This is a genomic window from Micromonospora sp. NPDC007220 (genome assembly GCF_040634035.1).
GTDB lineage: Bacteria > Actinomycetota > Actinomycetes > Mycobacteriales > Micromonosporaceae > Micromonospora > Micromonospora reichwaldensis.
In genome coordinates this window covers 25,530-37,768 of the sequence record NZ_JBEYEU010000040.1, presented here as the reverse complement: position 1 = coordinate 37,768, position 12,239 = coordinate 25,530, and the positions used below count along the sequence as shown (strand labels likewise).

At 73.8% G+C, this 12,239-nt stretch carries 9 protein-coding genes; 3 read left to right on the top strand and 6 right to left on the bottom strand.

Features of this window, described 5'->3' with window-relative positions:
- Nucleotides 1–800: 800 nt before the first annotated feature.
- The 6 genes from ABZ573_RS31205 to ABZ573_RS31180 all read right to left on the bottom strand — a co-directional run bounded on the left by ABZ573_RS31205 (nucleotide 801) and on the right by ABZ573_RS31180 (nucleotide 9,243).
- Nucleotides 801–1,796: a TauD/TfdA family dioxygenase gene (locus tag ABZ573_RS31205; RefSeq protein ID WP_151457695.1), complete on the bottom strand. Its 996-nt coding sequence runs from the start codon at nucleotides 1,794–1,796 to the stop codon at nucleotides 801–803.
- 51 nt (nucleotides 1,797–1,847) lie between these two features.
- Nucleotides 1,848–4,853 carry a condensation domain-containing protein gene (locus tag ABZ573_RS31200; protein ID WP_358122629.1) on the bottom strand — a complete coding sequence of 1,002 codons (3,006 nt, stop codon included), beginning with the start codon at nucleotides 4,851–4,853 and terminating at the stop codon, nucleotides 1,848–1,850.
- Between the two features lie 2 nt (nucleotides 4,854–4,855).
- On the bottom strand, nucleotides 4,856–6,646 hold the full coding sequence (locus ABZ573_RS31195) for a non-ribosomal peptide synthetase (RefSeq protein ID WP_358122627.1): 1,791 nt from the start codon (nucleotides 6,644–6,646) through the stop codon (nucleotides 4,856–4,858).
- Between the two features lie 4 nt (nucleotides 6,647–6,650).
- Nucleotides 6,651–7,472, bottom strand: coding sequence for a hypothetical protein (locus ABZ573_RS31190; RefSeq protein WP_151455670.1), 822 nt, complete (start codon nucleotides 7,470–7,472; stop codon nucleotides 6,651–6,653).
- Between the two features lie 77 nt (nucleotides 7,473–7,549).
- Complete coding sequence (locus ABZ573_RS31185) at nucleotides 7,550–8,299, bottom strand: ABC transporter permease (RefSeq protein WP_151455669.1); 750 nt, start codon at nucleotides 8,297–8,299, stop codon at nucleotides 7,550–7,552.
- Nucleotides 8,299–9,243, bottom strand: coding sequence for an ABC transporter ATP-binding protein (locus ABZ573_RS31180; RefSeq protein ID WP_151455668.1), 945 nt, complete (start codon nucleotides 9,241–9,243; stop codon nucleotides 8,299–8,301). Before ABZ573_RS31180 ends, ABZ573_RS31185 begins: the two co-directional genes overlap by 1 nt.
- A 230-nt stretch (nucleotides 9,244–9,473) precedes the next feature.
- On the opposite strand from ABZ573_RS31180, the gene ABZ573_RS31175 reads away from it, so the two are divergent.
- The 3 genes from ABZ573_RS31175 to ABZ573_RS31165 all read left to right on the top strand — a co-directional run bounded on the left by ABZ573_RS31175 (nucleotide 9,474) and on the right by ABZ573_RS31165 (nucleotide 12,231).
- Nucleotides 9,474–9,704 (top strand): hypothetical protein, encoded by a 231-nt coding sequence (locus ABZ573_RS31175; protein ID WP_151455667.1) that lies wholly within the window; start codon nucleotides 9,474–9,476, stop codon nucleotides 9,702–9,704.
- 1 nt (nucleotide 9,705) lies between these two features.
- Nucleotides 9,706–11,178 carry an amidase gene (locus ABZ573_RS31170; RefSeq protein ID WP_358122623.1) on the top strand — a complete coding sequence of 491 codons (1,473 nt, stop codon included), beginning with the start codon at nucleotides 9,706–9,708 and terminating at the stop codon, nucleotides 11,176–11,178.
- Between the two features lie 120 nt (nucleotides 11,179–11,298).
- Nucleotides 11,299–12,231: an ABC transporter ATP-binding protein gene (locus ABZ573_RS31165; RefSeq protein WP_151455665.1), complete on the top strand. Its 933-nt coding sequence runs from the start codon at nucleotides 11,299–11,301 to the stop codon at nucleotides 12,229–12,231.
- Nucleotides 12,232–12,239: the final 8 nt, after the last annotated feature.

The following is a 12,239-nucleotide window of genomic DNA, read 5'->3' as shown; positions in this document are numbered from 1 at the left end:
GGTGTCATTGGGTTGGCAGTGTGGAGTTGCTGGTCAGGCATTGTCGGGTGGTGGTGGGGCATGAGACCGTCATCCGGGTCCGATGAACGGCGCACACACGGTGCGGGAACGGCGCCCCGCACCGGTGCGGATCGGTAACGACGTGGACCGGGACACGTTCTCTCCCGTCGCCGCCCGACTGCCCGGCGCCACCGTTCCCCACATCCGGGCGTGGAAAGAACCGCGTGCCATGGCAGGGCCGCGCGCCGGCGCGCGCGACGATTCCGTGCGACGCATTGACGGGAGTCGCCAGCCCGTGAATGTGCCGGGGGCGGGCGACCCGGGGGCGCGGAATGGTCGACCTTCGCGCCGGGAGGCGAATGGCGGCCTCGTGGGGGCACGCACCGATCGGTCAGGTGCGAATGGTGCCACGCCCGACCGCGGGGCTTGACACCGCGGTCGGTGATGCGGGCCGGTCGGGATGCACGGCGCCGGACGGGGCCTGCGCAGGCGGGTGTCGTCGCCGGCGGACGGGCGTCCGCCGGGCGCGCCCCGGACACGCTGGTGCCGCCACCGCACGGACGCGGCGGTGTGGGGCCACCGCATGGACGCGCTGATGGGGCTACCGCGCGGACGCGGCGGTGCGGCTATCGCACGGACACGCTGGTGGAGCTACCGCACGGAAGTGGTGGTGGGGCCACCGCACGGACACGGTGGTGCGGCTGCCGCGTTCCGGCGCCGGTCACCACCGCGTCCCACGGTCCGTCGTCGACGAGCTGGCCCGTGCGTACGGGCCAGCTCGTCGACCTTCGGTCGGGCCGTCAGTTGCCGCTGTCGAGCACGTTCCCGTCGTGCGGGCGCAGGGCCCGGGAACGCCGGAAGTCGCGGTGCACGAAGATCCGCTGGAGCCACCGGTCGTAGCCGTCGTAGCGGGGCGTGAACTCGGTCCGCCCGTGCAGGGCCAGCCGGTTGTCGACGAACGCGAGGTCGCCGGGCTCCAGGATGAACGTCCGGCGGACGGTGCGCAGCGCGTCGCCGAGCACCGACAGCGCCTGCGTGGCCTCCGGGTCGAGGGGGAACGAACTCTGGAAGTCGACCTGGACGTCCGGGTCCTCGGGGCTGCCGCTGAGGATGCCGTGCGGTTCCGGCGCGCTGCGCAGGTCGCCGAACGACGCCGGCGGTTCGGTGACGAACCGTGGCTCGTGCAGCACCTTGCGGACCTGCTCGGACAGCAGGGGCAGCGCGTTGCGGATCGACGTCACCTGCAACCCGGCCACGTTGTCGTGGTCGTTGCGCAGGCAGTGCAGCCCGACGTAGTCCGGACGGTAGACGTGGAAGGCGTTCTCCACGTGCATGGACAGCGTCACCGAGCCCGCGTTGCCCTGGAACTTCTCCATGCCCGGCACCGGCACGACGTCCTGCACCAGCGCGCCGCTCTTCTCCTCCTTGAAGGCGATGAGCTCCCCGAGTTGCAGCCCGAGCAGCACCTGCGCGGCGGCGGGCACGGTGGACTCGCGCTGCGCCGAGCCGGCCACCGTGGGCGTGCACGGCAGCTCGTCGGCGTCCACGGGCAGGTTCCGCACCAGCAGCACGGCGTCGGGCCCGGGATCCCAGGCGAAGCGCCGCACCATCTGGCGCAGGCGTACGGGCAGGTTGCTGGAGAGTTCGCGGGCCGTTTCGAGCCAGGCGGCCGAGTCCACCAGGCGCGGCGGTCGGCCCGCCAGGTAGCGGGCGATCGTGTCGACCTCGATGTTCTCCTCGCGGGTCAGGACGATCGATCGGTCTGTACTGCGTGTGGGCTGGACGTCGACGGTCACGCCGAGCCTCCTCTGCTGAGGTCCGAGACGGTGTGGGGGTTGAGCGATCGGTCAGTCGTCGTCCTCGTCGTCGTCCCAGAACGCGTCCTGCAGGTGCTCCGCGAGCTGCCGTGGCGTCGGGTTGGCGAACAGGTCGGCGAGCTGTACCGGCATCGACAGTTCGGTCCGCACCCGCTGCACGAGCTGGGCGCCCAGCAGCGAGTGGCCACCGCTGGCGAAGAAGTTCGAGTCCGCGTGCAGGCCCGGCCGGTCGAGCATCTCGGTCCAGATCCCGACCAGGGCGGCGGTCGTCTCGTCCGGCGGGTCGACCTCGGCCGCCGCCCGCGCCGCCGCGAGCGCGACGAGGGCCGCGCGGTCCACGGTGCCCGCCACGGTGACCGGCAACTGGTTCAGCACGACCAGGTCGGGCGTGAGCGGCAGGGCGGCACGGGCGTGCTCGCGCAGCCGCTCCGCCACGTCGGGCTTGCGGGACTCGACGAACGCGACGACCGTGCCGTCCTGCGCGTCGCCGGTGGACCCGACGGCGGCGACCGCCTCCACGTCCGGGTGGGCGGCGAGGACGGACTCGATGTCGCGGAGGTGGATCCGCTGGCCGGCGACGCGTACGTGGGCCGACAGGGGGCCGACGACGTCGATCCGGCCGTCCGGCAGCAGTCGCGCGAGATCCCCGGTGCGGTGGAACCGCCCGTGCGTGGGGTGCTCGCCGAACCGGGCGGCGGTCAGCTCCGGCCGGCCGTGGTAGCCGGCGGCCAGCGTGTCGCCCGCGACGCACAGCTCCCCGCGTACGCCGATGCCCAGCTCGTGATCGGTGCCGGGCTCGGTGACGAACACGCGGGTCGCCGGGAGGACACCGGTGCCGTCCCGTCCGCCGTCGAGCGCGGCGTACCCGGCGACGCCGGGCGTGGTGTAGCCGTGGTGCGGCGTGCAGCCGGTGGCGCGCAGCTGCGCGGCGAGCGGGCGGGGGAGCGGTTCGTGGGCCACCAGGACGGCCCGGCCCGCGAGCCGGGCGCCCGCGTGCTCGACCACCTGGCGCCACACCGCCGGCGACGCCTGCACCACGGTCACGTCGTGCCGCTGGACCAGCTCGCCGAGCGCGTGGCCGTCGGCGCGGGCCTGGTCGGGGGCGACGACGACCCGGCCGCCGGTGGTCAGCGCGACCAGCAGCTCCGTCAACGCCGCGTCGGTGGCGGCGCTGCCCAGCCAGGCGGTGACGGCCGGCCCGGTGGCGGCGACCCGCTCGGCGAGCCGCGCGACGGCGCAGGCCAGCGCCCGGTGGGTGACGGCCACCGCGAGCGGGGCGGGCGCGTCGAGGTCGTACTCCAGGTAGGCCACCGCGTCGAGGTCGACACCGGACGGCGCGTCGGTGCGGACCGCGTCGGTGGCGGCGGGGATGGCGGGGATGCGTACCGCGCCGGGCACGGGGAGGCCCTCGGCCGCCAGCACCGGGGCGGCACCCGAGTCGGCCAGCCGCGCGGCGAGGTCGGGGATCGGCTGGGTCGGATCGAGCAGGACGCAGCGCCTGCCCGCCAGCCACACGCCGAGCCACGCGGCGGCCAGCTCCGCGCCGCGCGGCGCCAGCACCGCGACCGTGCTCCCGTCCGAGGCGGCGACCAGGTCCCGGGTGGCGAGCGCCGCCGACCACAGCCGGCCGTACGACACGTCGTCCGCCCCGTCCCGCACCGCGACGAGGTCCGGGCTCGCGGCGACCGTCGCGTGCACGGCGTCCAGCACGGACGCCGTGGTGGCCGTCTCCGGCGCCGACGCCGGCAGGGCGAGGTCGTCCGCGCCCCGGCGGGACAGCTGCGCCACCGGCCGCTCCAGGTCGTCGCCCAGCCGCACGAGCAGCGCGTCGTACCGTTGCAGCAGCAGCCCGACGTCGGCGGCGTCGAAGGCGTCGACGCAGAACGCCGCGCGGACGGTGGTCGCGTCCTCGCCCGGCATGATGAAGAACTCCAGGTCGAAGCGGCTGTAGCCGTTCTCCACCATGACGTGGCGCACCGGCATCCCGGTCAGGGTGGCGGAGGCATCGACGGTGCCGGGCACGTAGTTGAACAGGTGCCGGAAGAACGAGCTGCGCCACGACGACGGCGCGTCGCCGAGCACGGCGGGGGAGACGTGCTCCAGCGGCACGTCGGCGTGGCTGATCGCCTCCAGGAAGGTGCTGCGCGTCTGCTTGACGACGGCGCGGAAGTCGGCGTCCGGGTCGACCCGCACCCGCAGCGGCACCAGGTTCGCGTGGTAGCCGATGGCGTTCATGCTGCGCTGGTCGCGCACGTTCACCGGGGTGCCGATGACCACGTCGGAGCCCGCGCCGTGCTGGGCGAGCAGCACCGAGTACGCCGCGAGCAGCACGACAGCCTCGGAGGCGCGCAGTTCGCGCTGGAAGCGGCGCACCACGGCGCGGGCCGGCGCGGAGAGCTCGTGGTGGACGGTGCGGGCGCGCAGGGACGGCGCCCCGACGGGCGGCAGGGCGCACCACAGGCCCGCCTCGGCGGCCCGCAGCCCGTCGAGGTTCTTGCGCCAGTACGCGACGCTGCGCTCGTTCGGCGCGCGCTCCGCTAGCGCGGCCAGCGGGGCGTCGTCGGGCCGGCCGCCCGCCGCGAGCGCCTCGTAGCCGGCGAGCAGTTCGCGGAGCAGGATCGTGGTCGACATGGCGTCGAAGTTCAGGTGGTGCACGACGACGCAGCACACGTCGGCGTCCGCTCCCGCGCGGATCCCCGCCCGCAGCAGGGGGCGGCCGTCGATCTCGAAGGGCTCGGCGGCGAACGCGGTCAGGTCGGCGTCCATCCCGTCGTCGCCGGCCGGGATGTCCACCACGGGCACGTCGAGCTGGTCGGCGGCGAGCACCTCCCGGGTCAGCGTCGCGTCGTCGGAGCGGAACACGGTGCGCAGCACCTCGTGCCGGGCCAGCACCGCCCGCAGCGCCGCCGTGAACAGCCCGCGGTCGATCCGGCCGGCCACCTCGAAGGCGACCGCCACGTTGTTGACCCCGGTGTCCGGCACCAGCCGCTCGAGCAGCCACATGGCTGCTTCCTTCCTGCTGGCCGCGATGCTCATGCTCACTCGTCCCCTCGGTCGGTGTCGGCGCAGACCTCGGCGAGCCGCGCCACGGTCCGGTTTTCCAGCACGTCGCGCAGCGACAGGGTGAGCCCGCGCCGGCGTGCCTCGTTGACCAGTTGGGCGGCGCCGAGGCTGGTGCCGCCCCGGACGAAGAAGTCGTCGTCGACGCCGATCGAGGAGACGGCCGTGTAGGTGGCGAAGAGCTCGCACAGCAGCGCCTGCAACTCGTCGGCCGGCGCCCGCCCACCCGGAGTCGCCGCGACCTCCGGCGCCGGCAGGGCCGCCGTGTCGAGCTTGCGGTTGACGGTCAGCGGCAGCGCCGGGAGGCTCACCACGGCGCTCGGCACCATGTACTCCGGCAACGTCTCGGCGAGGTCCTTGCGCACCTGCTGCGCGTCGATCCTCGCGCCCTCCCCGGGCACGACGTACGCGACGAGCTGCTTGACCTCCGGCGTGTCCGTACGGATCACCGCCGCCGCGTGCCGCACCTCCGGACGGCGCAGCAGTGCCGCCTCGATCTCGCCCAGCTCGATGCGGTAGCCGCGGATCTTGGCCTGGTTGTCGACCCGCCCGCAGAACTCGTACTCGCCGTCCTCGGTGGGCCGGACCCGGTCGCCGGAGCGGTACATGCGCGAGCCGGGCGGGCCGAACGGGTCGGGCAGGAACCGCTCGGCGGTCAGGCCCGGCCGGTGCAGGTAGCCCCGGGCCAGCTGGCCGCCCGCGATGTGCAGCTCGCCGATCTCGCCGGACCGCACCGGGCGCAGCTCGTCGTCCAGCACGTGGTAGCGCACGTCGGGCATGGGCTGGCCGATGGGCAGCGGCCCCGGCGGCACCGGCTGGTCGGGCTCGATGACCACGGTGCTGCACCCGACGGTCGTCTCCGTCGGGCCGTACTCGTTGACGACCCGCGCGCCGGGGTGCCGGCGGCGCCAGGCGTCGACGGTCTCGCCGAGCAGCAGCTCGCCGCCGGCCATCAGCTCCCCGGTCGGGGACGCCTGGGCCGGCAGCGCGGTGAGCAGCGGGATGTGCGACGGCGTCACCTTCACGAAGGTGGGCCGCTGCTGCCCGGCCGGTCCGGCGGCGGGCGTGCCCATCTCCTCCAGGGCGCCGATGTGCACGCAGCCGCCCGTCATCAGCGGCGCGTAGAACGCGGTGACCGTCAGGTCGAACGCGAACGAGGAGTGCAGCAGCGCCCGGCCGCGTACGCCCGGGTAGGACCGCACGACGTGGCGCAGGTACGTGCCGAGCTGGCGATGCTCGATCAGCACGCCCTTCGGGCTGCCGGTCGAGCCGGAGGTGTAGATGACGTACGCGACGTTGGCGGGCCGCAGCGGGGCGAGCCGGTCGGCGTCGGTGACCTCGGTGTCCGGCTGCCCGGCGTACGCGTCCGGGTCGTCGAGCAGGACCCGCGGCAGGTCGGCCGCCGGCACCGCGTGCTGGTCGTCGCCGGTGGTCAGCAGCAGCATGGGCCGCGCGTCGGTGAGCATGTGCTCCAGCCGCTGCGGCGGGTAGCTGAGGTCCAGCGGCAGGTAGGCCGCCCCGGCCTTGAGGGTGGCGAGGGCGGCGACCACCAGGTGCGCCGAGCGGATCCCGATCGCCACGAGCCGCTCCGGGCCCGCGCCGAGCGACACCAGCCGGTGCGCGAGGCGGTTCGCCTCGGCGTCCAGCTCGGCGTACGTCCTGTGGTGCTCGCCCCACATGACGGCGATGGCGTCCGGGGTGCGCCGCACCTGTTCCGCGAACAGGTCGGTGAAGAGCGCGGGCTCGCCGCCCGCCGGGCCCGGTGCCACCGCGCTACCCCGCGATCCGCTGACCGGCGTCCGCACCGGTCATCAGGCCGGAGACCGTCGCGGCGACGTCGGGGTGACGCAGCATCTGGTCGTGGTCGACGGCGAGCGGGATGGTGCGCCCGAAGCCCTGCCCGCGCTGGGTCGAGTGCGCGGAGGTGATCGCCGTCGCCGTCGCCCACTGCGGGGCGGGGTCGATCTCCGTCGCCGCCCGCAGGTAGCCGACGAACGAGGCGAAGCTGCCGCCCAGTTCGGCCCGGACGTCGTCGTCCAGGCCGAGCCGGCGGCCCGCCACGTCGATCGCGTCGGAGAAGATCCCGGCGAGCGCGGGACCGATGAGGGTGAGGTCCTCGAGCCCGTGCTTCTCCTGCACCGCCTGGCCGTCGGCGTGGAACGCCGCGATCTCCTCGGGGGTGAGGATGGTCCGCAGCGCGTCCGCGGCGGCGTGGAAGTCCCGGTACAGCCCGACGATGTTCGGCAGCTCCGGGTCCAGCAGGACCAGCCTCGGCGCCTCGTCCTGCGACTCGGCCAGCCGGGACGCGAGGGGGGCGGCGAACACCGCGCCCACGCAGTAGCCGATCACGGTGTCGACGGTGCGTTCCCGCCGGCGTACGCCCTTCGCCCACCGCTCGACGTAGTCGGCGCCGGACATGGTGTCCTCGGCGCCGGAGGCGGGTGCCACGGTCTCCCAGATCTCGCCGGGCGCGCTCAACAGGGGCACCAGGTCGCGGAAGCACGCCTGGGTGCGGCCGGTGCTGGTGAAGTCGACGGTGAGCGTGAGGCCGCCCGGCCCGCCCTTGCGCAGTATCTGCCAGGAGTTCTTCTTCACGATGGGATCCCTCGTCGTAGCGGTGCGTACGTTCGTCGTTCAGGGGGTGCGGCCCGTGCGCTCCCGGTCGCGGGCGCTCAGACGCGGGCGCTGTCCTTCAGGTACCGCAGGATCACGGCGCCGCCGAGCACGACGGTCCAGCCCGCGAGCACCACGGCGGCGAGCCCGAGCCGGGCGGTGTCCTCGAACGGGCTGTGCCCGATTTCGGCCAGCCAGTGGCTCGGCATGATCGCGGACGCCGTCTGCATCCAGTCGGGGAACGCGACCGACGGGACCAGCGCGCCGCCGAGCACGCCGAGCAGCATGTGCGAGACGGAGGTGAGCACCTGCACGCTCTCGGCCGTGGCGACCTGGCCGATGAAGACGCCCAGCAGCGCGAACGGCAGCGTGCCGACCCACACCCCGAGCACCAGTTGGAGCCAGCCGCCCACCGGCAGCCGGACGCCCTCCAGCAGCGCGCCGGTGAGCGCCACCGCCGTGATCGCCGGTAGCGCCACCACCATCGCCGCGGTCAGCTTCGCCGCCAGGTAGGAGGTCGGGGACAGGGGGGTGATGCGCAGTTGGCGCTGCCATCCGGTGGACCGCTCGATCGCCACCCTGGTGCCGACGTTCAGCGCGACGAAGAGCGCCCCGAAGGCGGCGAGACTGCCGAGCAGGTGCTCACTGAAGTTGATGCCGGCGCCTCCGCCGGCCAGGTTGGCCTGCATCATGTCGAACAGGTTGGCCTGCATCAGGTAGAGCAGCGTCGGGAACAGGAACGCGACGATCCAGAACTTGCGGGCCCGGAGCACCCGCTTCACTTCGAGCTTGAGGAAGCCGGCGCTCATCAGGCGGCCCCGCCCTTCGTCGCGGTGAGGGCCAGGAACGCCTGTTCCAGGCCGAGGGCGCCGATCTCGACGTCGTACGCCTGGGGGAAGCGCGCGAACAACTCGCGGGCGGTGGCGTCGGAGTCGGAACTGACGATCTCGACGCGCTGGCCACGGGCCTCGGCGGTCATCACGCCGGGCAGCAGGCGCAGCTGCTCGACCGTCGCGTCCGGGACGGTGGCCGACAGCGAGCGGCCCGCCACCACGGAGCGGATCTCCGTGACCGTGCCGTCGGCGATGATCTTCCCGGCCTGTACGAGCACCACCCGGTCGGCGAACTCCTCGGCCTCCTCCATGTAGTGGGAGGCGAACACCACGGTGCGTCCGGAGTCAGTGAACTCCCGCATGGCGGCCCAGAACACGTGGCGGGACTCGACGTCCATCGCCACCGTCGGCTCGTCCAGCACCAGCAGCTTCGGGTCGGACACGAGGGTCATGGCCAGCCGCAGCCGCTGGCGCTGACCGCCGGAGAGCCGGCTGCGGCGGTCGGCGACGTCGGTGAGGTCGGTGCGGCGCAGCACCTCGGCGATCGGCAGGGGGGCGGTGTGCAGCGACGCCACCATCGTGAGCAGCTCGCGGATCGACACGTCGTCGAGCAGGGCGCCGTCCTGGAGCGTCGCCCCGATGACGCCCCGGGTGATGGCCTCCCGGGGGGTGTGCCCGAAGACGCGGATCTCGCCACGGTCGGGGCGGGTGAGCCCCAGGATCATGTCGACGAGCGTGGACTTACCCGCACCGTTGGGCCCGAGCAACGCGACCACCTCGCCGGGAGCGATCCGCAGGTCGATGCCGTTGACGGCGCGCACGTCGCCGTAGCTCTTGTGCACGTCCGCCACGTCGATCGCCTGTGGGTCCACCGCACCGGGCGTGGGTGTGGCCACGAGGTTCGCGATTGCGTTGCTCATTGATTTCCCCATTTAGATCGGTGCGGGTATGCGAATAGTATTTAGCAGCGCTAGGGAGCGGGGAGCCAGGAATTCCGGGGCCGCCGCCGCGAGAATTGGCGTCCGAGGCGCCTTATTCCGGGGTGGTGAGGGGTGACCGTAGGGGTTACCCCGCGATGGCCGTACCCGCCATCGTCGGACCTGTCGTGGTCCTGGGCTGCGCATTCCGTGGCCCGTGCGGGGAGGTGTTCGTGACACGTCAGAGGCGGAACGGTGACGGTCATTCGTCGACCGTCGACGCGGGAACGGATGTCATGGGTCGTGACGACGCCACGGCCGAGTTGTTCGCCTTTCCACACACCGACTTCTTTCGGGAAACTGTGACGGGCACCGAACGGGAATTGGCCGGTAATCGGCCCGTCAATTCCGCCGCCCCGCGAACCGTCGCGACCGGCCGGCCCGATCACCAGGTGGTGAGCTGACATGGACCGCCTCGCCGCCGCAGCCGAGCGGGCCGACCGGCTCGGGCCGATGCTCGGCACCTTCCTGCACCGCTTCCCTGTCGACGACCCCGGCACGGACGGGCCGCTGCGCGGCACGCTGATCGGCGTCAAGGACGTCGTCGCCGTCGCCGGCGCGCCGAGCACCTGCCAGAGCGTCGTGCACGACGCGGGCTGGTGGGCCGACCGCGACGCGACCGTGGTGGCACGGCTGCGCGCGGCGGGCGCGGTGATCGTGGGCAAGACCACGATGGCGGAGCACGCGCTGTCCCGGCCGGACCCGGACGCGTCCTTCCCGGTGCCGCGCAACCCGTGGGACCCCCACCGGTGGACCGGCGGGTCGAGCTGCGGCAGCGCCAACGGCATCCCCGCCGGGTTCTTCGACGCGGGTGTCGGCACCGACAGCAACGGCAGCATCCGGATCCCGGCCGCGCTGTGCGGCGTGACCGGGCTGAAGCCGACGCAGGGCCTCCTGCCGGCGGCGGGTGTCCGCCCGCTGGCGCGGTCGGTCGAGACGGCGGGTCCGCTGGCCCGTACGGCCCGGGAGTGCGCGCGGCTGCTCGCCGTGATGGCGGACCGGCCCGCGGAGCTGTCCCGGCCGGCGCTCGCCGACCTCGCGGGCGTCCGTGTCGGCGTCCCGGGGGACCTCGTGCGGTACGCCGCCGCGCTGACCGACGACACCGCCGCCGCCTTCGACGCCGCGCTCGACGAGCTGCAGGCCGCCGGGGCGGAGGTCGTCGACGTGCCCCTCGACGAGGCGTTCCCGCTCTTCGCCGCGCAGCTCGTGACGATGCTGGTGGAGGCGTTCGAGGTGCACGGGGCGCAGTTCCGGGCGCGCTGGAACGACTACGGCCGGCCGTTCCGGTGGAACGTCGCGCTCGGCGGCGTGCTCCCGGCGGAGACGTACCTGCGGGCCCAGCGGGTGCGTGGGTGGGGCGCCGAGGCCCTGCGGGCGCGGTTGCGGGACGTCGACGTCATCGCCACGCCCGCCTGGCCGTCCGCCGCCCCCCGCTACGACGACCAGGCCAGCCTCCAGACGATCTCCTTCCTGCCCAGCATCTGGAGCGCGGTCGGCTTCCCCGCGCTGGCGCTGCCGATGGGGGCCGACGGCGACGGGTTGCCGCTGTCGCTGCAACTGGCCGCCGCCCCCGGCCGCGACTTCGAGCTGGCCGCCGTCGCCGACGTCTACCAGCGGCGTACGGGCTGGCACGAGCGCGAGCCGAAGCTGGAGGTCGTGACGGACCTCGCGGCGGTCTGCGCCCCGGAGGCGCCCGCCGACGGGGTCGACCCCGTCCGGCGGGAGCGGCTGGCCCAGGCGTTCGGCGAGCTGGGCGTCCCGCTGGGGGAGGGGGACCTCGACCAGGTGACCATGACGTGGTCGAAGGTCCAGGCTCTCGCGGGGGTACTGCCGGAACTCCCGGTGGACGTGCCGCCGTTCGTCGCCACCACCGGGTGAGCCGCCGGGGGCGGGCGTCGCGCACGTGGCGGACGCACGGGTGAGGCATGCGTACGACACGGTCGGAACGTGACGCGGCGGGGGTTGGTTCTGTCGCCGGTCGACGGCAGCCTGTGAAGCATGGATGACGTCGTGATCGAAGTGGACGGGCTGCGGCGCAGCTACGGGGAGTTCGAGGCGGTGCGGGGGATCTCGCTGCGGATCCAACGAGGCGAGCTGTTCGCCCTGCTGGGCACCAACGGTGCCGGCAAGACCACCACCATCGAGGTCCTGGAGGGACTGCAACCGGCCACCTCCGGCCGGGTCCGGGTGCTCGGGCTGGATCCGGTGCGGGAGCGGGCCGCGCTGCGTCCCCGGACGGGGGTGATGCTCCAGCACGGCGGGTTCACCGGTGCGCTGACCGTCCGGGAGACGGTGGAGATCTGGCGCTCCCTCACCGTCCGGCCGCAGACCACCGCGGAGGTGCTGGACCTGGTCGACCTCGGCGACCGGATGAACGTGGCGGTCGAGCAGCTCTCCGGCGGCGAGGGCCGGCGGCTGGAGCTGGCGCTGGCCGTGCTCGGCCGCCCGGAGGTGCTCTTCCTCGACGAGCCGACCACGGGCATGGACCCGGCCTCCCGGCGCCGCACCTGGGACGTCGTCCGCGAGCTCCAGAAGGGTGGGACCACCGTCCTACTCACCACGCACTACCTGGAGGAGGCGGAGGTCCTCGCCGACCGGGTGGCCATCATGCGGGGCGGGAGCATCGTCGCCACGGGCGCCCCGGAGGACGTCGTACGCACCCTGCCCGCCCGGATCAGCTTCCGGCTGCCGGCGACGGACGCCCTTCCCGACCTGCCGCACGCCGCCCGCATGGTCGAGGGCGACCGGGTCACGTACGAGTCCCGCCAACTCCAGAGCGACCTCACCCGGCTGCTCGAATGGGCCAACGCGGGCGACATCCGACTGGCTTCCCTGTCGGCCCGACCTGCCACCCTGGAGGATGTCTTCCTGGACATCGCCGCCGACCACGACCAGACCGACCAGCACGCGGAACCGGAGGCCGCCCGATGAGCGGGACG